Genomic DNA, 23,351 nt, shown 5'->3' with positions numbered 1-23,351 from the left:
ATATAGGGCTTGTATTGAACATTTATGTCATGTATAATGAAACCTGTTTGAAATTATAACCATTTGATTTCAAAAAGTAAAACAAAATATGGAGGGTGTATGAATACAAAAAAACTAACGATGCTATTATTTCTATCAACAGTAGCATTAACCACATTGACAGGTTGCACAAGCAATACAAATAAAAAAGAGGCATCCGTTACATCAGCAACTGAGGCTTCCTCTTCAGAGATACAAGATTCTCTTACCATTTCGGTTGGCAGTGGTTTTGATGACGGTAATTTTGACCCATGCATGGGTTACGGTACTTATGGATATGGTTTGTTTCATACCTCGCTTTTGAAAATAACCACAGACGTAAAGACAGAATGCGACTTAGCCACAGACTATCAAGTAAGTGAGGATGGACTGATTTATACGTTTACGATTAGAGACGACGTCAAGTTTTCTGACGGGCAGGGACTGAAGCCGGAAGATGTGGTATTTACATTTAATACGGCTAAGAACAGCGGTTCCAGCGTGGATTTGACAATGCTCGAGAAAGCGGAAGTTATTGACGGCAATCAGGTACAGTTTACCTTGAATAAGGCGTATTCTCCATTTACCCGCACGGTAGCATTACTTGGAATTGTACCGGAACATGCATATAACGATACCTATGCATCGAATCCGATTGGAACCGGACCTTTCAAGGTAAAGCAGTTGGACGTGGGGCAGCAGCTTATTGTAGAACCAAATGAATATTACTACGGAACGAAATCGCAGTTTAAGCAAATTACTTTCTTGAGTATTGATGAGGAGACGGCACTTGCTGCCGCAAAGTCCGGTCAGTTGGATTTGGTTATGGTAAATCCGGAATATGCAAAAGAGCCTGTTGAAGGTATGCATATTGAAACAATCAAAACTTCCGATAACCGGGGATTTAATTTACCTTGCATTCCGGAAACTGTAAATGCGGCAGGTGAAACGGTCGGTAATGACGTTACTTCAGATCCTGCGGTCAGAAGAGCATTGAATATCGGCATCAGCCGTCAGGAAATTATTGATAATGCCCTCAATGGAATCGGGACCCCTAGTTGGGTACGCTTCGAAGGCTTGCCATGGGCAAATGAGGAGCCAGGACTCACGGATGGGCAGGTTGAAGAGGCAAAAGCCCTGTTGGAAGAAGCAGGATGGGTGGATACGGACGGCGACGGTATCCGTGAAAAGAATGGACTTAAGTGTGAATTCCATATCACCGGCCGCACCGATGATTTACAACGCTATAATTTAGCAGTTGCTCTCAGTGAAAGCGCGAAGCCTCTTGGAATCAATATAATTGCCGACGCTCTTGACTGGACAACCTGCAAGCAGATTGTCAGAAATGTGCCAACTTGTATCGGCACCGGAGATTACAGCTTCATCGACGTTTACAATGCGTTTCATTCTTCTTTTTCAGGAGTTGATGTGGTAAATTTAAGTAATTCTGCTATGTATTTCAATTCTACGGTCGACCAATATCTGGAGGCAATGATTGCAGCTACTTCAGAGGATGAGGCGATTGAGCTCTGTAAAAAAGCGCAGTATGACGGTGATACTGGAGCAAATGTTGACTTTCCTTATATCTGGCTGGTCAATATTGATCATACATATTTTGTACGAGACGGTTTAGACCTTGGCACACAAAGAATTCATCCTCATGGCCACGGAGCACCGGTTATTCAGAACTTAAATGAATGGACATTTACAAAAGACTGGAGATAAATTCAATGAATCCACTTTTAAAGCATGTAATCAATACTATGTTTCGGATGATACTCTTATTAGTCGGGGTTAGCATTGTTACATTTTTATTAGTTATTTCTTCTCCCATTGATCCGGTGGATGCATATGTAGGTGCCGAATCCAATGTATCTCAGGAACAAAGAGAAAATGTCGCCAAACATTGGGGGCTGAATAAGACGCCGGTCGAACGTTACGTTACATGGCTCTCTAACCTGATGCATGGAGATATGGGAACTTCTATTACCTATCAAATGCCGGTGGCGCAGATTTTAGGCAGTCGTTTTCTTGCTTCACTTACGTTGATGGCGGTGGCGTGGCTGATATCCGGCGTGCTTGGATTTTTTCTGGGTGTTATATCCGGAGCGACGCAGGGGAGTTTTTTTGATAAGTGTGTGAAAACCTTTTGTTTTGTACTGTCCTCCACACCCACGTTCTGGATTGGGTTATTGCTTTTGATGCTGTTTTCCGTAAAACTGGGTTGGTTTCCCATCGGGCTGTCCGTACCCATCGGAAAGCTATCGAGTGAGGTGACTTTCTTAGAGCGGCTTCATCATCTGATATTGCCTGCCTTCACGCTGAGTATTACCGGAATTTCCAGTATAGCATTACATACCAGACAAAAGATTATCGATATTTTAAAAACAGATTATGTGCTATTTGCCAGGGCACGCGGGGAAAGTAAATGGAGCATAATAAAAAGGCATGGACTAAGAAATATTGCTATTCCTGCCGTAACGCTGCAGTTTGCATCGTTCAGTGAGCTGTTTGGAGGAAGTGTGCTTGCAGAGAATGTATTTTCCTACCCCGGATTGGGCAGCGCTGTAAGTGCCGCCGGTTTAAAGGGGGATGTTCCCTTACTGCTCGGTATAGCACTATGTTCTGTTATATTTGTATTTGCCGGCAATTTGATTGCAAACCTTCTTTACGGAATACTGGATCCTCAGATTCGAGAGGGAGGAAAACTAGGATGAAATATTGCAGAATTAAGTACAAAATGAATCGGAGAACAAAGACCGTGGTCTTGGCATGTGCCATTGTATTGCTGCTTGTAATCATTTCTGTAGCCGGAATTGTTATGAACCCGGAACTCTATGCGCCTGACTACTCCGCGAAAAAGCTGGTTCCGTCCCTCCAACATCCCTTTGGAACGGATTATCTGGGACGAGATATGTTTTATCGTTCGGTGAAAGGTCTGTCCACCAGTATTCTCATCGGTACGCTGGCAGCAACGGTCAGTGCTCTTATGGCGCTTGCGCTGGGATTGCTTGCGGCAACCGCGGGGGGATGGGTAGATAAGGCAGTTTCCTATTTCGTGGATTTGTTCATGGGGGTTCCGCATCTGATTTTGCTTATGCTGATTTCCTTTATGCTGGGAGGAGGGCTGAAAGGTGTTGTCATAGGTGTTGCCTTAACACACTGGCCCAATCTGACTCGTGTAATTCGAGGTGAGGTCATGCAGGTCAGAAACGCACAATATGTTAAAACCTCCAGAAAATTTGGTGTCAGTAAGGTACAGGTTGCATTGCGTCATATTGTTCCCCATGTTCTGCCTCAATTCATAATTGGGTTAATTTTACTGTTTCCTCATGCCATCCTACACGAAGCTGGATTGACTTTCTTGGGATTCGGGCTCCCGGTGGATGCGCCTGCTATGGGGATTATTTTATCGGAGGCACTCAAACATATTGCCACCGGAATGTGGTGGCTGGTCTTATTTCCGGGAGCAATGCTGGTTATCGTTGTAATGTTGTTTGACAAACTGGGTGAGCAGATTAAACTGCTTCTGGACCCTGCCAGTGCACAGGAGTAAGGGGGAATTAAGATGAGTACAGCCAATATACTTGATGTTCGGGATCTGTCGGTTTCGTTTCTTATGTACGGGCAGGGATTAGAACAAAAGGAAATGAGTGTAATCAGTAATTTAAGTGTAGCTGTTAAAGAAGGAGAAATTCTTGCCGTTGTCGGCTCATCCGGAGCCGGGAAAAGTCTGCTGGCTCATGCTATATTGGGGATTTTGCCGGACAATGCAAGGGTAAATGGAGAAATGCTGTATTGCGGTGAAAAACTTACCAGAGAACAACAGCAACTGCTTCGGGGAAAAGAAATCGCACTTGTTCCGCAATCGGTCGGGTACCTGGACCCGCTTATGCAGGTAGGTAAGCAAGTAGTAGGTAACGGCGGGAGCAAGGACAAGCAGGAAGCTGTATTTAAGAAATATGGACTGGCAGATACGGTGAAAAAAATGTATCCGTTTCAGCTTTCCGGAGGAATGGCGAGACGTGTTCTGGTATCCACTGCTGTAATCGGCGATGCAAAGCTGATTATAGCGGATGAACCAACACCCGGTTTGAGCAAGGAAATTGCACAGACAGCTATGGGACACTTTCGCTCACTTGCGGATGAAGGGCGTGGGGTTATGCTGATTACCCATGATATTGATCTTGCGTTGGCTTATGCAGACCGAATCGCTGTTTTTTATGCGGGGACAACGGTTGAGATAGCTGCGGCAGAAGATTTCAGAGCAGGAATGGATGCTTTGCGCCACCCGTATACCAAGGCATTATGGAGGGCTATGCCGCAAAACGGATTTCAACCTATGGAAGGCTCGCAGCCATATGCGGGGGAGCTGCCGGAAGGATGCCTGTTTGCCCCAAGATGTTCCAAAAGAACGACGGATTGTGAACAAAGTCCTTCTATGCGCCCGCTACGAGGAGGAGAGGTGTGCTGTATTCATGCTACTTGAAGCAAAAGATATCAGTTTTCAATATACAAAACATAATATGGTGTTAAATCAGGTGAATTTTGATGTTAAAGCAGGGGAACGGGTGGCGCTGATTGGCCCTTCGGGCTGCGGCAAAAGCACCTTGTCTCAGATTTTGGCAGGTTATTTGACACCTTCTTCCGGCAGCGTGCTTTTTAATGGAAAAGCCCTTCCGAAAGGGGGGTATTGCCCTGTGCAGCTGATTTATCAGCACCCTGAAAAAGCGATTAATCCAAGATGGAAGATGCAGAAAACGCTAACAGAGGCGTGGAGCCCTGACGAGGTTTTCTTAGAAGAAATCGGAATTGAAAAACAATGGCTGACACGTTATCCCAACGAATTGTCAGGGGGAGAAATGCAGCGTTTTTGTGTGGCAAGAGCGTTAGGCCCGCAAACGCAGTTTATCATTGCGGATGAAATGAGTACCATGCTGGATGTAATAACGCAGGCACAGATTTGGCATATGATGCTGAATATAATTGAAAAAAGAGGTTTGGGACTTCTGGTTGTAACACACAGCCCTGAGCTGGCTGAGCGTATATGTTCCAGAGTAGTGAGATTTGAAGAAATTGCAAACGTGAGAGAGAAGTAAAAAAGTGCCGCTGGTAAATTCCAGCGGCACTTTTTGGCTGTATGATAGCAATGACAAAAGTTTAAACCTCGTATATTTCCTTGGAGCCGGAGATGGAAGCAGAGATTGCTTTCTCCACGGATGCCACGGCTGCAGCTTTATCGTGATTTTTCACCTCGTTTAAGATTTTCCGTGCACTGTTGCAGACAACTTCATTTCCATATTTTTGGATGAATCTAATCCAGAGATGGGTAACGGGAACACGGAAAGAGCGATAAATTAAGGGAAGCAACGTATTTTGGCTGGTCATGGCCAACTCATGGTAAAAAGAGAAGGCGGCATCAGCAGCTTTTGAACTGTTATCGTTTTGACGCTGCATCTTATCTAAATAGCGTTCTAGGGAAGCAATATCCTCGTCGGTATGTCGGTCCACTGACAATTCTACGGCCAGTTTATCTACAATCATCTTAATTTCCAAGATAGAGCGAATCTCGTCCGGGCGCAGATGTCCGCCGTTATAATTCATGATGGAGAGAAGTGTCTCTACAGTACCATAGCGGCGATAATCCATTACAAATACGCCGGAACGGGGTTTTACTTTTAAAAAACCTTTCCTGGAAAGTTCGGCAATTCCACTGTTTACCACAGCGCGACTGACCTGCATCTGTTCAGCCAGAACGCGTTCGGGTGGAAGTTTCTCACCAATTTTCAATTTTCCGGAAAGAATCATAGTCTCAAATTCCCTGACAAAAAGTTCTTTTAATGTAGGGGCCTTTAATTTGGTAAAGTCCATTTGTATTCCTTTCTGAAGTCCAATATAATTCCCAAAACTGGTATGATCAGATAACAAAAAATATCGTAGCTGTTCAGAGTCAATCACGAAAACACTGCGTGACTCTAAACAGTTACAAAATATCATACTATCAAATAAAAATCAATAGAATATGCCTAAATAGACAAATTGTAACAGTTCAGTCCATAGAAATAATTATACAAAAGACCCTTAGAGTACAAGCACTCACGGCCATTTTGCATAATCATTTCTGCAGGGCTGAACTGTTACGACAAATTTATAACAAGTTTGATAAATGCTTGACAATCCAAATGAAATTTTATAGAATAAAATTATAATTGTACCACTGGTATGACCAGAATAAAAAATATATTTCCTAAAAGGAGGAAAAGGTTATGTTTCAGTTTAATTATGAGGAGGGTGCAGGGTTTCTAAGTGTTTGGCTGGTGTGGATTGGTGTATTTGTCATTCTGTTTTTGCTGAACGAAGTTACCCGCAGATTTAAAGTAGCTGGAATTTTGGGTTTTGTGGTATTACCAGCCGTACTTTCGGTGCTGTGGTTTACGGTACTGAAAGAAACGACATACACAGACTGGTTTCATTTGGCGAAGGTGTATTCGGCAACAGCCGGTTGTATCGGTTTCTGGTGTATCCGCCATGTACGCGGAACCAACAAGAAAACAGGTAAGGAATGGGCATTGGCTGACAATAAGATAGCCCTTTGCTTCCCACCGTTGATACTGGCGATCAACATTTTAGAAGCGGTGGTACGTGATTTTGAAGTGGGCAGCAAGTATGCTGTAATGGCTCAGGATATGACCGCTGATGCACCTGTCATGCTGATGGGCGGCTCTTGGAACTATATGAATGGAATTGCCGGAATCTTGAATATTGTGATTATTACAGGCTGGTTTGGTATTAAGATTAGGAAAAAGACCAAAAACGATGGCAGCCGCGATATGATTTGGCCGGATATGCTGTGGTTCTACATTCTTGCATATGATTTATGGAACTTCGCTTATACATATAACTGTCTGCCTCATCATTCATGGTACTGTGGATTTGCACTGCTGTTGGCACCGACCTTGTGTGCATTTACAGTTGGTAAGGGAGCATGGCTGCAGCACCGCGCTCAGACATTGGCACTGTGGTGTATGTTTGCACAGACCTTCCCGTTATTCCAAGATTTTGGAAAATGGCGTGTAAACTCTACCTATAATCCTACCATATACTTTATCGTTAGCTTTTTATCATTGGCAGTTAACATTGCTGTAGTGGTTTATATGATTTATAAGTGGAAAAAGACAAAACGCAATCCTTATAAGGGTGAGTTGTATACAGACTTAAAAGAATATCAGACAATATCAGCATTGGCGGAATAAAGTAGGGAAAGGCATGGGAACAAGAGTGAAAGAAATTCGAATTTTGGAAATCAAGGAAAGTATATTTGAAGATAACAACAAAGATGCACAGCTCCTCAGGGACCAGTTAAAAAGCGAGAATACTTTTTTACTGAACCTGATGAGTTCGCCGGGGGCAGGAAAGACGACTACCTTGGTAAATACAATCAATCGTTTGAAAGACAAACTTAGCATTGCGGTTATGGAGGCAGATATCGATTCTGATGTAGATGCAAGAACAATTTCCGAAACTGGCGTAAAGGTAATTCAGTTACATACAGGCGGAATGTGCCATTTGGATGCCGATATGACCAGACAGGGACTTCAAGGACTGGATGCCAAGGGAACCGATTTGGTAATTCTGGAAAACGTGGGAAATCTGGTCTGTCCAGCTGAATTTGATACGGGCTCCACGAAAAATGCAATGATACTAAGCGTTCCTGAGGGAGATGATAAGCCATTGAAATATCCATTGATGTTTCAGATATCGGATGCTTTGATTATCAACAAAATAGATACCATGGAAGTGTTTGATTTTAATCTGGATCTGTGCGTGGAAAGAGTCAAAAAAATAAACCCCAATATTGCCATATTCCCGATTTCCGCTAAAACAGGAGAAGGTGTGGAAGCGTGGACGGAGTGGTTGTATACAGAGGTTAAAGGAGAGTAGAGCTGTGGAGCAAGAAATTACGAAGATGTATTTTCCGGAAGGTTATGAATGTAAGTACAATGAAAAGGTGATGGCTCTGGCAAATATGCTGGGCCGAAAGGATCCAAAAAAGAACGGATATCAGTGGGACGATCCGGAATATGTTATTTTGGAGGCAGGTATTGATGATGACATGGCTGAAGTAGGCTTAGCCATGGGATACTATACGAAGAGAACTGCCAAGGAAGTAGCCCAGATTATGGGGAAATCCGAAGAATACTGCCATGAGCAGATGATGAAGCTGGCAGTGTACGGCACTTGTTTTGTAAATGTTATCGATGGAGAGGATACCTTCTGGCATGCAGAGAGCTGGATTCCAGGTATTATGGAGATGATTGTAAACAATCTTGAGGTTGTGAAGAAATATCCGGTTGTAGCCTATGCCATGGAGGCATACGGAAGAGTCCGCGGGCCTATGAGTGCAGGTATGTTTCCGCCGGGAATTGGTCTGATGAGGGTAATCCCTATTGAGTCGGCTATCGAAGGCAACAGCCGCAGGGCAAGCTATGAAGAAGTTTCTAAATATTTGAATGATAATACAATTTTTTCCTGTTCTCCTTGCTCTTGCCGTACAGACAGAGAAGCGATGGGAGAGGGCTGCGGTCATCTGAAAGAAGATATGTGTATCCAGATGGGGCATGCAGCAGAATACTATATCCGCACAGGACGCGGAAGGGAAATTACCAGAGATGAAGCCTTTGAAATCATTAAGCGTGCGGAGGAAAATGGTCTGATGCACCAAATTCCGAATATTGACGGGTCCGGTAAAACTCATGCTATCTGTAACTGCTGTGGATGCTCCTGTCTGTCCCTTCGTTCCGGAACGATGTATAAGAATACGGATATGGTACGTTCCAACTATGTTTCAAAGGTGGATAAGGAAAAATGCGTTGCGTGCGGCCAGTGCGTGGAAAATTGTCCTATGAATGCCATGAAGCTGGGACAGAAGCTTTGCTCCAGCCAAGCTGTTACAGAAGATATCACGACGACCTATACTCCAAGAAACAATGCGTGGATGCAAGAAGACTGGAATGCGGATTACCGTACCAACCGTGAAGAAGTTGTGGATACCGGTACGGCTCCTTGTAAAACCAATTGTCCGGCTCACATTGCGGTGCAGGGATACATAAAATTGGCAGCTCAGGGCAAGTATACAGAGGCTCTTGAACTGATTAAAATGGAAAACCCATTTCCGGCAGTCTGTGGATATGTCTGTAACAAGCGTTGTGAAGATGCCTGTACCAGAGGGAATCTGGATGAGCCTATCGCAATTGATGACATCAAACGCTTTATTGCAGATCAGGATTTGAGCAAAGAGACTCGGTTTATTCCTAAGAAGCGTCATAATTACAGCGATAAAAAGATTGCCGTTGTGGGAGCGGGTCCTGCCGGATTGTCCTGCGCATACTATCTGGCTATCGATGGATATGATGTGACGGTATTTGAAAAAGAAAAGGTTGTCGGTGGAATGCTGACCCTTGGAATTCCTTCTTTCGTTCTCGAGAAAAAGATTGTGGAAGCAGAAATCGATATTTTAAGAGAGTTGGGCGTTACCTTTAAAACCGGTATAGAAGTAGGAAAAGATATCACTCTGGATCAGTTAAGAGCAGACGGATATGCGGCCTTCTATCTGGCAGTCGGAGCGCAGAAGGGCAGGAAAATAGGCATAGAAGGAGAAGACTATGAAGGCGTGATTTCCGGAATAGAATTCCTCTCTCGTGTCAACCAGAATGAAAAAGAAACCGTTTCCGGTAATGTAGTAGTTATCGGCGGTGGTAATGTAGCGATCGACGTAGCTCGTGTGGCAGTTCGTGCCGGCGGGAAAAAAGTCAGCATGTTCTGTTTGGAAAACAGAGAACAAATGCCGGCTCTTGACGAAGAAATTGAAGTGGCTGAGAGTGAAGATATCACAATCAATAATTCTTGGGGACCAAAGCGTATTATCGGAGAGAACGGCAGGGTAACCGGAATTGAATTGATGCGCTGTATCAGTGTTTTTGATGAAAGTGGGCGTTTTAGTCCTAAGTATGATGAAAACGATACGATAATCGCAGAAGCAGACTATGTTTTATTATCAGTAGGTCAGTCTATTGACTGGTGCGGTATGTTGGAGAACAGTCAGGCAGTTTTAAATCCGAATAATACAATTCAGGTAGATGAAACAACCTATCAGACGAATCAGCCGGATGTGTTTGCAGGCGGAGATGCGGTGACCGGACCTCGTTTTGCAATTGATGCCATTGCAGCAGGAAAACAGGCAGCTATCTCGATTCATCGTTTTGTCCAGGTCGGACAGGATTTATTGATTGGACGCAGCCGTCGCCAGTATATCGAATTAGATAAGAGAGCAGTTATTATCGATAGCTTTGATACAACTCCTAGACAGAGAGCGGCAAGGATTGACGGTCAGGAAGCCAAGAAAACATTCCGTGACATTCGAACAGCACTTACCGAGGAACAGATGAAAAAGGAAACGGAGAGGTGTCTTGGCTGCGGTGCTACCGTAGTGGATGAATACATGTGTGTAGGCTGCGGTATGTGTGCGACAAAATGTAAGTTTGGAGCAATCACCCTGGAACGTGTTTATGACGGTAAAGGCGTAGAATTCTTAGGCATGAAAAAGGCAATTTTACCTCATGTAATTAAGCGTAAAGTAAAGATAACCGCCAAACAAGTACTTGGAGGGAAAAAATAAGCGATGCACGAACTAGGTATCATGTATCATATTGTTGAACAGGTGTTGAGAGTGGTGGAAACAAACCAACTCTCGGAAGTGGAGGCCATTGTCCTGCAAGTAGGAGAACTATCTTCGGTAGTTCCAAGGTATCTTCATGCCTGCTTTCCCGCCGCGGTAGATGGTACCGTGCTTGAAAACACCAAATTAGAAGTAGAAATACTCACAGCCAATGGAATTTGCGGGGATTGCGGAAAAGTATATCCATTACTGGAACACGCAAAAGTGTGTCCGGAGTGCAAGGGTGAAGCGTTTGAGATAATCAGTGGCAGAGAGTTTTACCTAAAAGAAATCAGGGCGTGTTGAGCGGATGAAAAAAGGGAAGGTTTTTGAGCGATAGTATCTAAGGATGACAAGCCAAGTGAATTTGCTCTATAAACCTAATACGTTTAGAATTACAGAACGATTAACTTTGTTTTTAAACTATGCTGGTTTGGCTATAATTAACTCAAAAGGTTATGAAAAGGTGAACTGTATGAGTGATAATTATAAGGTGGAAATAGGCAAACGTTTAAAGCTACAGAGAAATAAATTTAAATTTACGCAAGAACAGATGGCAGAAAAGTTAAATATTTCGGTCAAGCATTACAGCGAGGTAGAGCGTGGCATCACAGGGTTATCAATCGAAAATCTTGTGAGAGCGTGTAAAATACTTGGCTTAAGCCTTGATTATACCGTTAATGGAGTTTCCGATGAAGATAACATTCCGGTAGAATTAAGGGAGCTATATGCAGCTTGCCCAGATGACAAAAAGGAAGCGTTAATCAGATTGATGGAGGATTTGAGAAATCTGGTTAATTATTAAAACGGGGAATAGAAAATTTAATTATGAATGAAGATAAGTCATTTACAAAATAAAAATTTGTAAGTGGCTTATTTTTTGTGGTTTTAATTTTTAACTTTATAAAAATAACCTATTAGGTGTTGAAAATAATAACTAATTAGGTTATAATTGGAAAAGCAAGAAGATATATAGAAGTAATAAATATCAGTAAAAGTTATTGAGACTAGCGGATAGGTGATAGATAACAATTGATTTTCCTTTATACATTAGAATATTGATGTGTTTATGCAGGGAAAACATATTGTAACTATAAAAAATTTATAAGCCAAAGAAGGAGGAACAAAATAGGATGACAGAATTAAAATTGAAAAAGGTTAGCCTAAAAAGAGTGCTTGCAGTAATACTTGCGATGTGCTTAAGCATATCTTCAGCAGGAATGAATGTTTCAGCAGCACCAAATGTTTTGATTGGACAGGAAGGAGCGACCCCAGGACAAGGGGAAGCGACACCGGGACAGGGAGAAGCAACACCAGGACAGGGAGAAGCGACACCGGGGCAAGGAGAAGCAACACCAGGACAGGGAGAAGCGACACCGGGACAAGGTGAAGCGACACCAGGACAGGGAACAAAAGCAGAAAATGTATCGTTAGATCAGAGCGAAAAGAGCTTAGAGGTAGGCTCAGAGTTTACATTAATAGCAACAGTATTACCGTCAGGCGCAGTGCAGGATGTAACTTGGTCAACTTCTAATGAAGCAGTAGCAACAGTAGTGGGTGGAAAAGTAACAGCAGTGTCTGCTGGAACAGCAACGATTACAGCAACGGTAGCGTCTAACGGAGAATTGGCAGCAACCTGTGTAGTAACAGTTACAGAAGCTCCGAAAGAGGCAACACCCGCAGAAGGTATAGAATTAAGTGAGGTTGACAAGGAATTAGAGGTAGGCTCAGAATTCACACTAACAGCAACCGTATTACCGGCAGAAGCAGAGCAAGCTGTAATTTGGTCAACTTCTGATGAAGCAGTAGCAACGGTAGTGGATGGAAAGGTAACAGCAGTAGCTGTTGGAACCGCAACGATTACAGCAGCGGTAGCGTCCAACGGAGAATTGACAGCAACCTGTGTAGTAACAGTAGTTGCAGCTCCGATACCGGTTGTAGAAGTAACCGGCGTAACAGTAAAGCCGGCAAGTCTTGCATTAAAAGCAGGCCAGAGTGAAGTCTTAACAGCGACAGTAGCACCTGCTGATGCAACAGACAAGTCTTTAACATGGGCTTCATCTAACGACAACGTAGCTACCGTAGCAGCTAACGGTATTGTAACAGCGAAGGCAAACGGAACAGCAACCATTACAGCAACAACAGTAAATGGAAAAACAGCAACCTCTCAGGTAACCGTAACAACAGATGTAACGGGTGTGGCACTATCTTCTAAAGCAGTGACAATAGCAGTAGGAAAGACAACTACTTTGACAGCAACCGTTGCACCGGCTACAGCAAGTAATAAGACTGTAACTTTTGCAACATCTGATGCAAAAGTAGCAACTGTAAATGCAGCTGGTGTAGTGACAGGAAAAGCATCAGGAACAGCAACGATTACCGCAACAACAGCAAATGGAAAAACAGCGACTGCTACAGTGACGGTAGCAAGTGTCACATTGAATGCTAAGTCTGCAACTTTACAGGCAGGAAAGAGTACAACAGCATTAAAGGTAGCAACTAAATTTCCTTCAAATGATACAGTGGCAAGCTGGACATCATCCAATACAAAAGTAGCGACTGTAAATAGCAGCGGAAAAATAACAGCAACTAAGACGGCTGGTAAGACTACAATCACAGTAACCATGAAGAGCGGTGCAACAGCAAGTGCTACAATCACTGTTCAGAAAAAGGCTGTTACGACAAAGAGTCTTTCTATAAGCGAGAAGAAAGTAACACTTCAGAAGGGAAAGACTACTACATTAAGTGTAGCAAGAAACCCGATTACTGCTACTGAGAAGATTACATGGACATCATCTAATACAAAGGTAGCAACTGTAAATAATAAGGGTAAAGTAACTGCAAAATCAGCAGGAACAGCAACCATTACAGCTAAGACTTCTAACGGAAAGAAAGTTACAGCAAAAATAACAGTAAAGAATCCTACTGTAAAATTAAAGAAGTCAAGCGCAACTGTAAAAGTTGGAAAGACAACTACAATTGCAATTAAGTCAATGTATCCTGCAACAGATTCTGTAAAGAGTTTTAAATCTTCTAACTCTAAGGTGGCATCTGTGAATAAAAATGGTGTAGTGACCGGTAAGAAAAAAGGCACAGCTACAATCACAGTAACGATGAAGAGTGGTGCAAAGGCAACCTTTAAAGTAACAGTAAAGAAATAAATCATAGAATATATGAAGAAACACAGATATAGGGGAATTGCATATGCAGTTTCCCTATATCTATATACAGAGAATGGAAAACGAGGAAGAAATGGCGAAAAAGGAAAAAAGGGTAAATTTATTTAAGCTGATGATGGAAGGAATTACAATCATTTTTTTAGTTATTATGATAGGGATATTTCCTTTATATTACCGAAACTATTATTTGGATATATTAATTGTTAAAAATGCTCTTTTTCAGAGCTTGACAATAGGATTTCTTGCAATAGGAATTGTTTTTGTAGTTCCGTCTTTCTTTTGGGAGAGAAAGGAAGGAAATAGAAAATTAAGAATAAGTCTGACAGATGCATTTGCAATCATTTTTTTTGTGACAGTCATTATTTCATGCCTGCTAAGCCCGATAGGGAGTGAGGCGTTCTGGGGGAATGAAAGAAGAAGGCTGGGTGGACTTTTTCTTTTGTTATGTATCGGCGTCTATTTTATGGTGTCCAGATTTTATAAATCGAGTCAGTTGGTCTTGTGGGTATTCTTGATTGCAAATTACATTGTATTCATGCTTATTATCTTGAATTTCTGCGGAATTGACTTGCTTCATATGTATGATCACTTGAAAGCTGCTCAGCATAAAATATTTATTGGTACTCTTGGAAACATCAATATGTGTGCAGAATATGCGGGAGTTGTAACAACTCTAATGATGGGTTTCTATTATCTTGCCAAAGAAAAATTGTCAAGAATATGTTATTTTGTGGCGATCGTGATGGGAATTTATTCTTGTATAGCAACAAGGGCAGATAGCTGGCTGTTGGCAGTAGGTCCGGCCTATCTTGTATTCCTTGCTGTTTCGATGCATGATACCTCAAAACTTCAAAAATGGTGGGAGCTTTGTATTGGTTTCTTTTGTGGGAGTTTTCTTGTGAAAATAACAGAGGTATTGAATCAGCTTACCGGAATAAAGAACTTATGGATAAGTGATTTGAGAATACATTTTTTGCAATATACTATGATAAGCTGGAAGATACTTTTCTTAGAGTTAGCGGCATTAGTGGTTTTTTGGCTACTGCTGCACAGCAAATATGTAAAATACTTAAACCGCTATGGAAATAAAATTTTGCTAGGTGCTGTGATTATTTCTATGGCAGTGATAGCGGCAGTTATTTTTCCATTGGAAGATTCGTTTGGAACCAATCGTGGTTATATATGGAAGCGTACTCTTATAAATTTTAAGGATATGCCTTTCTTACAGCAAATATTTGGATATGGACCAAACAGCTTTCAGCAATCAATGGAAGAGAATTATGGAGCAGAAATTAGAAGTTCATTTACAACTGTTTTTTGGGATGCACACAATGAACCCTTGCAGTTTTTGGCGACAACCGGAATACTCGGAATGGTATCCTATATGGGAATGCAAATTTCACTCATGGTTTCTTGTATCAGGCAGAGAAACATACAACCGGCAGCAGTAATTGGGTGCGCCGGCATCGTGGCATATATGTTACAAGCTTTGGTAAATAATCCACAGGTGTTTACGACACCATTGCTCTTTATATTCTTGGGGGTTATGGAAAATAAGGTTAGGAAAACAAATATCCCCCTCGCGACGCCTTTGCCGCAAGGGGGATACAAAAGGGGAGGATAAGTATTTCTTCTTCTTTGGTGTGGTGATTAACAAAGGGGGATTTGATAATCACCAAGAGCATACGCAATAATCTTTTTTGATATAATTTTGTATATCAGTAAGATTAATTATAGTATTGCTCAAAAAACAGATCTTATTCATCAAAAATAAAAAAAAATTGAAAAAAATATAAAAGTATACTATACTATAGCTATCGTAATTACAGTAAGGTATAAAGATAAAGGATGGTAAAAAAATGGGATTATTACAAACTTGGAGAGAAACAGCATATTCACAGGATATGAGCCAGCAAGAAAGTGATCAGCTATGGGGTGATTATTTTAAAATAGAGCAGGGCATCTACAAACAGCTTTTGGCAAATCCTGCAGATGTTGTAGAAGGAACAGTAAAAGAATTAGCTGAGAAATATAACACAGATATTATGACAATAGTTGGTTTCCTGGACGGAATCAACGAAAGCTTAAAGGCGGAAAATCCAATCGAAGAGATGACAGAGGATACGAAGGTAAGCTTGGAGTATGATTGTGAAAAATTATACTATAACATGGTGGAAGCGAAGGCAGAATGGTTGTATGACCTTCCTGAGTGGGATGCTCTTTTAACACCGGAGAAACGTAAAGAGTTATACAAGGCACAGAAGGTTTCCGGTACAGTTGTAAAAGGTGCTAAAGTGGGAAGAAACGATCCATGTCCTTGCGGAAGCGGTAAAAAGTATAAGAAATGCTGCGGTAAATAATCTGCGGATTTAATATGACATCGAAAGGGCTTGGTCCACTTACTTATCGAAAGGGACAGGTCCTTTTTATATCGTAAAATTTTCATTATGGAGGAAAGAATGGATTTCAAAGAATTTGGATTAGATCAGGCAGTGATAGTTGCCCTAAAGAAAGAAAAAATTGTAACTGCAAGTGAAGTGCAGCAGAAGGTGTTTGAGGCAGATGAAAAGAAAGACCTTATTGTTCAGTCTGAAACGGGTTCGGGAAAAACATTGGCATACCTGCTTCCTATTTATAAGAAGCTTATACAGGTGGAAAAAGGCTTGCAGGCAATTGTTCTTGTGCCGACCCATGAGCTTGCGATGCAGGTAAGCAGACAAGTGCAGACACTGTCAAAAAATTCAGGCTATAACATTTCGGCGGCAACAATTGTAGGCGATGTAAACGTTGCAAGACAGATTGAAAAGCTGAAGGAGAAGCCGCAGATTGTCATCGGTACGACAGGAAGAATTCTTGAATTAATTAAGAAGAAAAAAATAACAGCTCACACAGTGAAAACAATTGTCATCGACGAAGCCGATAAAATGCTGGACAGAAATAATATAGAGGGAGTAAAAGCGGTGGTTAAGTGCTGCATGCGCGATACTCAAATTGTAATGTTTTCCGCGAGCATGTCAAAAGCAGCGATTGAGACGGGAAGCACAATTTTAAAAGAGCCGCTTCTTATTCAGCTTGGAAAGAGTAAGAAGGTTTCCATTCCGAAAAATATTAAGCATATTTATTTTGTTGTGGATAGAAGGGACAAGCTTGAGATGCTTCGAAAGCTTGCAAACAGCATGAAGCCCAAGAAAGCGATGGTATTCATCAACAAGGTGTCGGACATTGAGGAGCTGACGGAGAAGCTTCAATACCACCACTACAATGCGGATTGCATCCACGGCTCCAACATCAAAAAAGACAGAAAAAAAGTAATTGACGCATTCAAGGCAAACAAGCTTCAGCTTTTAATTGCAACGGACATTGCAGCGAGAGGGCTTCATTTTGAGGAAATCGATACTATTTTTCATATCAGTATTCCGGAAAATTCGAACGACTATCTGCACCGCGCCGGGAGAACGGGAAGAAACGGCCAAGAGGGAATGAGCGTGCTTATCGTGACGGAAAAAGAGCTTCCGCTTGTACGCAAGTATGAAAAGGAATTTGGAATTAAAATAGAGCCATATACGATAGACTATGGGAAGATAAAAAGTCACAGCACTAAGCAGAAAATTTCAAAAAATAGTTGACTTCGACAGTGGAATATGGTAACATTACTAATGTTGTGAAAATAAAAGAAAGCAGAGTATCCACTCTCACCTTAGCACAATGGTGACTAACGGTTAATATTTGAAAGTTAATGTAGTTTATTAATGCTCTTAAAATAAGTGGATAGCTGTTTAGCTATTCATTTTTTTATGTGACGGCAAGCAAACTTGCTGCAAATTCATGGAGGTGCACAGTTATTAGCGAATTAATGATTAACGAACAGATTAGAGACAAAGAAATTCGTTTGATCGGGGAAAACGGAGAACAGTTAGGAGTTATGTCAGCAAAGGAAGCAATGCAGCTTGCAAAAGAAGCAGAGCTTGACTTAGTTAAGATTGCTCCGACAGCAAAACCGCCGGTATGTAAGATTATTGACTATGGTAAGTACAGATACGAACTCGCAAGAAAAGAAAAAGAAGCGAAGAAAAAGCAGAAAACCATAGATATTAAGGAAGTACGTTTATCACCAAACATTGACGGAAATGACCTGAATACAAAGGTAAATGCGGCCAGAAAGTTTATTGAAAAAGGTGATAAGGTTAAGGTAACCTTACGTTTCAGAGGTCGTGAAATGGCTCATATGGGTGCAAGTAAGCATATTTTAGATGATTTTGCGGAGAAGTTATCCGATATTGCAGTTGTTGAGAAGCCAGCTAAATTAGAAGGCAGAAGCATGATGATGTTTTTGACGGAAAAGCGATAAGCAACTGTAAGAAAACAATGGATTATCGTCACCGAGTGACAATAATATAGATTTTAACTATGACAATTAAGGAGGAAATATCATGCCAAAAATAAAAACTAGCAGAGCAGCAGCTAAGCGTTTCAAAAAAACAGGTACAGGAAAATTAAAGAGAATGAAGGCATATAAGAGCCACATCCTGACAAAGAAGTCTGCAAAGAGAAAGAGAAATCTTAGAAAAGCAACAATGACAGATGCAACCAACGTAAAGAACATAAAGAAAATCTTACCTTATTTATAGGATTAAAATAGAGTAAAGGAGGAAATCGACAAATGGCAAGAATTAAAGGCGGAATGAACGCTAAGAAGAAGCATAACAGAGTATTAAAGCTAGCTAAAGGTTACAGAGGAGCTAGATCAAAACAGTATAGAGTAGCAAAACAGTCAGTTATGAGAGCATTAACAAGCTCATACGCAGGCAGAAAGCAGAGAAAGAGACAGTTCAGACAGTTATGGATTGCTCGTATCAATGCAGCAGCTAGAATCAATGGCTTATCCTACAGCAAATTTATGTATGGTTTAAAATTAGCTGGAGTTGAAATGAATAGAAAAATGTTATCCGATATGGCAATCAACGATGCAGAGGGCTTTGCAACACTTGCAGAGCTTGCAAAAAGCAAGTTAGCTTAATAGGATATAAACAGAAATTTGGTCCTTGGAAACTTGCGTTTTCAAGGACTTTTTTGGTAGCACAGATTATTTATACAAGGAGGGTGTATATGGGGGTAAAACTTGTTAAATTTGAGGTAATTCAATTTTCAGGTGCAAGAGTGATAGGAAAAAGTATTAATGTGAAAGAACCAACAACAATAGATGACCCTACGATAACGGATCTATTGGAAATGATGAAAAACGATGGGCATAACGATTTTTTGTTGAACTTACCAGACAAATATACGTTAAATCTTGATACAGTAGGCTGGCAAGGGGATTTTCAACCGGGTGACTGTTCTTATACCTATCTTTCAGGGGTACTATTTAAGCCGAATACACAGGTACCTGATGGATATGAGTACAGAGACATTGCTCCATGCGAAATGGCTATTGCATGGATACAAGAATGTGATGAAGATAATGGGGGAGATTTATTTGCAGATGCCTCGAGTACTCTTGCAAAAGCCAGAGCGGAACAGGGGTATCAATACGATTGTTCACACGGGTTTTTTGAAATGGAATATTATTCTGAAAAAAGATTTAAAATTAACCAAAACAATGGAAAACCGGTTATTTTAGATTTCTATTCCCCGTGTCAAAAAGTATAATAACATTCATAAGATAGAAAGGTAAAAAGGTGATAGCATGAAATTAGGAATCGTAGGAACCGGAATGATTGTAATGGATTTTTTGAGTATCACACCGCACTTAAAGGATACGCAGCTGATGGCAATCAGCGGGACAAAAAATTCAGAGGCAAAGGTGCAGGAGCTTGCAGAGCAGTATCACATTCCGGCTTGTTATACAAACTATGAGGAATTTTTAAAGGGCGACTTTGACACGGTTTATATCGGAGCGCCGAATCATCTGCATTTCCAATTCAGCAAGGAAGCGCTGGAGGCGGGCAAGCATGTTATTGTGGAGAAACCGTTTGTTTCCAACTATAAGGAAGCGCTTGTCCTTAGTGAATTGGCAAAGGAAAAACAATTGTTTCTTCTTGAGGCAATCACGACCTGCTATCTGCCAAACTATAAAAAGGTGAAGGAGCTGCTTCCGACGCTTGGTGATATCAAAATTGTACAGTGCAATTATTCTCAGTATTCAAGGAGATATGACGAGTTTAAAAAGGGAAATGTTCTGCCTGCTTTCAATCCGGAATTTTCCGGCGGAGCGCTTATGGATATCAACAGCTATAATATTCACTATGTGGCGGGACTGTTTGGACGGCCAAAGGAAGTGGCATATTACCCGAATATGGAAAGAGGAATCGATACCTCCGGAATTCTCATCTTGGATTATGGAACGTTTCAGTGCACTTTGGTTGGGGCAAAGGATTGCAAGGCGCCGATTGCCAATAATATTCAGGGCGATAAGGGCTGTATTCACCAGAATACACCTGCTAATGTGTGTAAGGGCTTTGAGATTTTTGGAAATGACGGAACAAGCACTCTCATCAATGAGAATGATTACGAGCACCGCATGGTAAATGAATTTTTGGAGTTTGAAGCGATGATAAATGGGAATAATATGGAAAAATGCAATGAGATGCTAAAGCACAGCCTTCTGGTAAGTGAGATTCAGACAATTGCAAGAGAGAAGGCGGGCATAGTATTTCCGGCAGACGAAAAAATTTAAAGGCTATTTGAAAGATTTTGGAAAAAAATTGATTTTTTTCATGATTTGTGATATACTATTGCACAAAATTATTATATGGAGGATTTAAAATTATGGACCCAGACCCTGACGCGACTAATATGATTATGCAGATTTTAGTATTGGTTGTATTAACATTGATTAATGCATTTTTTGCCGGAGCAGAAATGGCTTTGGTATCAGTGAACAAGACAAAAATTTCTAACCTAGCAGAGGACGGAAACAAGAAGGCACAGCAGATTTTGAAATTGCTGGGAGAACCGACGAAACTTCTGTCGACAATACAGGTTGCAATCACCTTATCCGGATTCTTTGCCAGTGCTTCAGCGGCAACCGGTATATCGGCGCATTTAGCAAAAGCCTTAGAGTTTTTGAAAATACCTTACACATCACAGATTTCCTTTGTGCTTGTAACGGTAATACTCTCTTTCTTCACTTTGGTGTACGGCGAGCTTGTACCGAAGAGAGTGGCGCTTCAAAAGGCGGAGACATTTAGTATGTTCTGTGTAGGAACTGTTGTGTTAGTATCAAAGGGAGCATCACCATTTATCAGGCTGCTTACTTTTGTTACGAATATAACCCTGAAAATTTTTGGCATGAATGCAGAGAATCTGGAAGAAAGGGTATCAAAAGAAGAAATTCAATCAATGATTGAACAAGGCAAAGAGCAAGGTGTATTCAATAACATCGAGCATGACATGATTAATTCAATATTTGAATTTGATAATAAGCTTGCAAGAGAAATTATGACACCGCGAATCAATGTGTTTGCCATTGATATTTCAGAACCAAAGGAAGAGTATTTTGATGAATTATTTGAAATGAAATATTCCAGAATACCTGTTTATGAAGAGGAAGTCGACAATATTGTCGGTGTATTATATATTAAAGATATTTTAAGAGAAGCAAAGCGAGTAGGCTTTGAACATATTGATATAGGAAAAATTTTACATGAGCCTTATCTTGTACCCGAAAATAAGAACATTGATGAGCTTTTCCGGGAAATGCAGCATGAGAAAAAATATTTTGCTATTCTGATTAATGAATATGGAGAATTTTCAGGAGTTGTAACGATTGAAGACTTAGTGGAAGAGGTAATGGGCGACATCGCAGATGAATATGATGAAAATGGCCCGCAAATCAACAAGATTGATGACTATACTTATCTGATTGACGGACTTGTGTCAGTGGATGATATTAATGATAGATTTGATTTGGAAATTGACTCGGAATACTATGATACCATATCCGGCTTTATGATTGATGAGCTGGGCTTTATCCCGAAGGATGGGGATACAAGAAGAATTAAGTACAAGAACCTAGTTTTTGAGCTGGTAAGTGTAAAAGAAAAACGAATCGATAAAATTAAGTTATATTTCCCACAGGAGGAAGAGCCTCCGGCAGATATAGAAGAATAAGGAAGCAAATTGATGAGCTATAGTTTAAAACTATGGCTCATCATATTTTTTAGGTATTATCCTATCGGACAGACTCGTGCTATACTGATGAAAACATTGAAATAGCAAGGAGGAATTGATGATGAGTACTATTTTTGAAAATACACAAAAAAGAACGAAGGTTCCGTTTCGATATGATATTGTGGGAAGTTTTTTACGCCCGCAAAGACTGAAGGATGCAAGGGAGGATTTGGCAAACGGAAAGATAACGAGTGAGGAGCTGACAAAGGTAGAGGATGAAGAGATTAAAAAGCTCGTTGCCAAGCAAAAAGAGGTAGGCTTAAAGGCGGTTACGGACGGAGAGTTTCGAAGAAGCTACTGGCATCTGGACTTTTTCTGGGGCTTTGAGGGAGTGGAGCATGTCATTATGGAGCATGGATATTTCTTCCACGGTGAGGAGACAAGAGCCGACTCAGCAAGGCTCTCAGGCAAGGTTCGTTTCAACGGACACCCGTTTCTTGCGCATTATCGCTTTTTAAAGGAGATTGCGGGGGATGATGTTGTGGCAAGACAGACGATTCCGGCACCGGCACAGTTTTACGCAGAGCTTGTCCGTGAAGAAAATGCGAAGGAGATTGCAAAATATTATTCGGATCAGGAGGAGCTTTTTGCGGACATCGGAAAGGCATATCGCGAGGCAATTCTTGCATTTTATGAGCTGGGCTGCAGAAATATTCAGCTTGATGACTGTACGTGGGGAATGCTCTGCGACAAGAATTTCTGGTCGGTTATGGCAGGGGAAGGATATGATGTGGAACAAATCAAGAAGCTGTATCTTGACCTAAATAATTCTGCAATTGAGAATTTGCCAAGCGATTTGATTGTGACAACTCACGTTTGCCGTGGAAATTATCATTCGACCTGGGCGACCTCCGGCGGTTATGAGCCTGTTGCAAAGACACTGTTCGGCAAGGAGAATGTATCGGCTTACTATCTGGAATACGATACAGAGCGCGCAGGAGACTTCACACCGTTAAAAGAGGTGGCGGACGATAAACTTGTGGTACTTGGACTTGTTTCCTCTAAAATCGGAAATTTGGAGAGCAGAAAGCAGATTATTTCCAGATTAAAGGAGGCAACAAGCTACATTCCGCAAGATCATATCTGCCTAAGCCCGCAGTGTGGTTTTGCTTCCACTGAAGAAGGAAATATATTGACCGAGGAAGAGCAGTGGGAGAAGATAAGATTTATTAAGGAAATTGCGGAGGAAGTTTGGGGCTAAAACATCGCTTATTGAAATGCCAATATAGTATTATAAGCGTTTCCGATTGACAGTATATCACATTTAT

General features: G+C 41.3%; 22 protein-coding genes. 21 read left to right on the top strand and 1 reads right to left on the bottom strand.

Annotated features, from left to right (window positions below):
• Positions 1 to 99 precede the first annotated feature (99 nt).
• The 5 genes from CTY48_RS13615 to CTY48_RS13595 are packed head-to-tail and all read left to right on the top strand — an operon-like array spanning position 100 to position 5,117.
• The gene (locus CTY48_RS13615; RefSeq protein WP_236354938.1) at positions 100 to 1,743 is read left to right on the top strand and encodes an ABC transporter substrate-binding protein; all 1,644 of its coding nucleotides are present in this window, start codon (positions 100 to 102) and stop codon (positions 1,741 to 1,743) included.
• 5 nt (positions 1,744 to 1,748) lie between these two features.
• Positions 1,749 to 2,735 (top strand): ABC transporter permease, encoded by a 987-nt coding sequence (locus tag CTY48_RS13610; protein WP_180272732.1) that lies wholly within the window; start codon positions 1,749 to 1,751, stop codon positions 2,733 to 2,735.
• Positions 2,732 to 3,574, top strand: a complete 843-nt coding sequence (locus CTY48_RS13605; RefSeq protein ID WP_236354935.1) for an ABC transporter permease — start codon at positions 2,732 to 2,734, stop codon at positions 3,572 to 3,574. The genes CTY48_RS13610 and CTY48_RS13605 overlap by 4 nt, the downstream gene beginning before the upstream one ends.
• A 12-nt stretch (positions 3,575 to 3,586) precedes the next feature.
• Positions 3,587 to 4,507, top strand: coding sequence for an oligopeptide/dipeptide ABC transporter ATP-binding protein (locus CTY48_RS13600; protein ID WP_099469021.1), 921 nt, complete (start codon positions 3,587 to 3,589; stop codon positions 4,505 to 4,507).
• Positions 4,497 to 5,117 carry an ABC transporter ATP-binding protein gene (locus CTY48_RS13595; RefSeq protein ID WP_099469020.1) on the top strand — a complete coding sequence of 207 codons (621 nt, stop codon included), beginning with the start codon at positions 4,497 to 4,499 and terminating at the stop codon, positions 5,115 to 5,117. The genes CTY48_RS13600 and CTY48_RS13595 overlap by 11 nt, the downstream gene beginning before the upstream one ends.
• Positions 5,118 to 5,178: 61 nt before the next feature.
• Here the strand turns inward: CTY48_RS13595 and CTY48_RS13590 are convergent, their stop codons facing one another.
• Positions 5,179 to 5,889, bottom strand: a complete 711-nt coding sequence (locus CTY48_RS13590; RefSeq protein WP_099469019.1) for a FadR/GntR family transcriptional regulator — start codon at positions 5,887 to 5,889, stop codon at positions 5,179 to 5,181.
• 395 nt (positions 5,890 to 6,284) lie between these two features.
• Here CTY48_RS13590 and CTY48_RS13585 point away from each other — a divergent pair, with 395 nt between their 5' ends.
• The 16 genes from CTY48_RS13585 (at position 6,285) to CTY48_RS13510 (ending at position 23,284) form a co-directional block, all read left to right on the top strand.
• Positions 6,285 to 7,271: a DUF5692 family protein gene (locus CTY48_RS13585; RefSeq protein WP_099469018.1), complete on the top strand. Its 987-nt coding sequence runs from the start codon at positions 6,285 to 6,287 to the stop codon at positions 7,269 to 7,271.
• A 25-nt stretch (positions 7,272 to 7,296) separates the two neighbouring features.
• Positions 7,297 to 7,959, top strand: coding sequence for a hydrogenase nickel incorporation protein HypB (hypB, locus tag CTY48_RS13580; protein WP_099470166.1), 663 nt, complete (start codon positions 7,297 to 7,299; stop codon positions 7,957 to 7,959).
• A 4-nt stretch (positions 7,960 to 7,963) separates the two neighbouring features.
• Positions 7,964 to 10,693, top strand: coding sequence for an FAD-dependent oxidoreductase (locus CTY48_RS13575; protein ID WP_331463180.1), 2,730 nt, complete (start codon positions 7,964 to 7,966; stop codon positions 10,691 to 10,693).
• Between the two features lie 3 nt (positions 10,694 to 10,696).
• Positions 10,697 to 11,038 carry a hydrogenase maturation nickel metallochaperone HypA/HybF gene (locus CTY48_RS13570; RefSeq protein ID WP_099469017.1) on the top strand — a complete coding sequence of 114 codons (342 nt, stop codon included), beginning with the start codon at positions 10,697 to 10,699 and terminating at the stop codon, positions 11,036 to 11,038.
• A gap of 169 nt (positions 11,039 to 11,207) precedes the next feature.
• Positions 11,208 to 11,537: a helix-turn-helix domain-containing protein gene (locus CTY48_RS13565; RefSeq protein ID WP_180272731.1), complete on the top strand. Its 330-nt coding sequence runs from the start codon at positions 11,208 to 11,210 to the stop codon at positions 11,535 to 11,537.
• A 328-nt stretch (positions 11,538 to 11,865) separates the two neighbouring features.
• The gene (locus CTY48_RS13560) at positions 11,866 to 13,893 is read left to right on the top strand and encodes an Ig-like domain-containing protein (protein WP_099469015.1); all 2,028 of its coding nucleotides are present in this window, start codon (positions 11,866 to 11,868) and stop codon (positions 13,891 to 13,893) included.
• Between the two features lie 43 nt (positions 13,894 to 13,936).
• Positions 13,937 to 15,535 (top strand): O-antigen ligase family protein, encoded by a 1,599-nt coding sequence (locus CTY48_RS13555; RefSeq protein ID WP_099469014.1) that lies wholly within the window; start codon positions 13,937 to 13,939, stop codon positions 15,533 to 15,535.
• A 235-nt stretch (positions 15,536 to 15,770) separates the two neighbouring features.
• Complete coding sequence (locus CTY48_RS13550) at positions 15,771 to 16,271, top strand: SEC-C metal-binding domain-containing protein (RefSeq protein WP_099469013.1); 501 nt, start codon at positions 15,771 to 15,773, stop codon at positions 16,269 to 16,271.
• A gap of 99 nt (positions 16,272 to 16,370) precedes the next feature.
• Complete coding sequence (locus CTY48_RS13545; protein ID WP_236354933.1) at positions 16,371 to 17,537, top strand: DEAD/DEAH box helicase; 1,167 nt, start codon at positions 16,371 to 16,373, stop codon at positions 17,535 to 17,537.
• A gap of 227 nt (positions 17,538 to 17,764) precedes the next feature.
• Positions 17,765 to 18,259: a translation initiation factor IF-3 gene (gene infC, locus CTY48_RS13540; protein ID WP_099469011.1), complete on the top strand. Its 495-nt coding sequence runs from the start codon at positions 17,765 to 17,767 to the stop codon at positions 18,257 to 18,259.
• Positions 18,260 to 18,341: 82 nt separating this feature from the next.
• Entirely contained in the window at positions 18,342 to 18,539 is a 198-nt protein-coding gene (gene rpmI, locus CTY48_RS13535; protein ID WP_099469010.1) for a 50S ribosomal protein L35, read from the top strand.
• A gap of 32 nt (positions 18,540 to 18,571) precedes the next feature.
• The gene (gene rplT / locus CTY48_RS13530; RefSeq protein WP_099469009.1) at positions 18,572 to 18,928 is read left to right on the top strand and encodes a 50S ribosomal protein L20; all 357 of its coding nucleotides are present in this window, start codon (positions 18,572 to 18,574) and stop codon (positions 18,926 to 18,928) included.
• Positions 18,929 to 19,017: 89 nt separating this feature from the next.
• A complete protein-coding gene (locus CTY48_RS13525) occupies positions 19,018 to 19,560 on the top strand; it encodes a hypothetical protein (RefSeq protein ID WP_099469008.1) in 543 nt (180 codons plus the stop codon).
• 37 nt (positions 19,561 to 19,597) lie between these two features.
• The gene (locus CTY48_RS13520) at positions 19,598 to 20,587 is read left to right on the top strand and encodes a Gfo/Idh/MocA family protein (RefSeq protein WP_099469007.1); all 990 of its coding nucleotides are present in this window, start codon (positions 19,598 to 19,600) and stop codon (positions 20,585 to 20,587) included.
• Positions 20,588 to 20,679: 92 nt separating this feature from the next.
• Complete coding sequence (locus CTY48_RS13515) at positions 20,680 to 22,023, top strand: hemolysin family protein (RefSeq protein WP_099469006.1); 1,344 nt, start codon at positions 20,680 to 20,682, stop codon at positions 22,021 to 22,023.
• 118 nt (positions 22,024 to 22,141) lie between these two features.
• A complete protein-coding gene (locus CTY48_RS13510) occupies positions 22,142 to 23,284 on the top strand; it encodes a 5-methyltetrahydropteroyltriglutamate--homocysteine S-methyltransferase (RefSeq protein WP_331463179.1) in 1,143 nt (380 codons plus the stop codon).
• Positions 23,285 to 23,351 lie beyond the last annotated feature (67 nt).

The sequence above is a fragment of the Konateibacter massiliensis genome (assembly GCF_900184995.1).
Classification (GTDB): domain Bacteria; phylum Bacillota; class Clostridia; order Lachnospirales; family Lachnospiraceae; genus Lachnotalea; species Lachnotalea massiliensis.
This window is presented reverse-complemented; position numbering and strand designations above follow the sequence as displayed.

Bases quoted from the DNA above. Each gene is read 5' to 3' on its own strand.
- CTY48_RS13615 (WP_236354938.1), top strand. From the start codon at position 100: ATGAATACAAAAAAACTAACGATGCTATTATTTCTATCAACAGTAGCA.
- CTY48_RS13610 (WP_180272732.1), top strand. From the start codon at position 1,749: ATGAATCCACTTTTAAAGCATGTAATCAATACTATGTTTCGGATGATA.
- CTY48_RS13605 (WP_236354935.1), top strand. From the start codon at position 2,732: ATGAAATATTGCAGAATTAAGTACAAAATGAATCGGAGAACAAAGACC.
- CTY48_RS13600 (WP_099469021.1), top strand. From the start codon at position 3,587: ATGAGTACAGCCAATATACTTGATGTTCGGGATCTGTCGGTTTCGTTT.
- CTY48_RS13595 (WP_099469020.1), top strand. From the start codon at position 4,497: ATGCTACTTGAAGCAAAAGATATCAGTTTTCAATATACAAAACATAAT.
- CTY48_RS13590 (WP_099469019.1), bottom strand. From the start codon at position 5,889: ATGGACTTTACCAAATTAAAGGCCCCTACATTAAAAGAACTTTTTGTC.
- CTY48_RS13585 (WP_099469018.1), top strand. From the start codon at position 6,285: ATGTTTCAGTTTAATTATGAGGAGGGTGCAGGGTTTCTAAGTGTTTGG.
- CTY48_RS13570 (WP_099469017.1), top strand. From the start codon at position 10,697: ATGCACGAACTAGGTATCATGTATCATATTGTTGAACAGGTGTTGAGA.
- CTY48_RS13565 (WP_180272731.1), top strand. From the start codon at position 11,208: ATGAGTGATAATTATAAGGTGGAAATAGGCAAACGTTTAAAGCTACAG.
- CTY48_RS13560 (WP_099469015.1), top strand. From the start codon at position 11,866: ATGACAGAATTAAAATTGAAAAAGGTTAGCCTAAAAAGAGTGCTTGCA.
- CTY48_RS13555 (WP_099469014.1), top strand. From the start codon at position 13,937: ATGCAGTTTCCCTATATCTATATACAGAGAATGGAAAACGAGGAAGAA.
- CTY48_RS13550 (WP_099469013.1), top strand. From the start codon at position 15,771: ATGGGATTATTACAAACTTGGAGAGAAACAGCATATTCACAGGATATG.
- CTY48_RS13545 (WP_236354933.1), top strand. From the start codon at position 16,371: ATGGATTTCAAAGAATTTGGATTAGATCAGGCAGTGATAGTTGCCCTA.
- infC (WP_099469011.1), top strand. From the start codon at position 17,765: ATGATTAACGAACAGATTAGAGACAAAGAAATTCGTTTGATCGGGGAA.
- rpmI (WP_099469010.1), top strand. From the start codon at position 18,342: ATGCCAAAAATAAAAACTAGCAGAGCAGCAGCTAAGCGTTTCAAAAAA.
- rplT (WP_099469009.1), top strand. From the start codon at position 18,572: ATGGCAAGAATTAAAGGCGGAATGAACGCTAAGAAGAAGCATAACAGA.
- CTY48_RS13525 (WP_099469008.1), top strand. From the start codon at position 19,018: ATGGGGGTAAAACTTGTTAAATTTGAGGTAATTCAATTTTCAGGTGCA.
- CTY48_RS13520 (WP_099469007.1), top strand. From the start codon at position 19,598: ATGAAATTAGGAATCGTAGGAACCGGAATGATTGTAATGGATTTTTTG.
- CTY48_RS13515 (WP_099469006.1), top strand. From the start codon at position 20,680: ATGGACCCAGACCCTGACGCGACTAATATGATTATGCAGATTTTAGTA.
- CTY48_RS13510 (WP_331463179.1), top strand. From the start codon at position 22,142: ATGATGAGTACTATTTTTGAAAATACACAAAAAAGAACGAAGGTTCCG.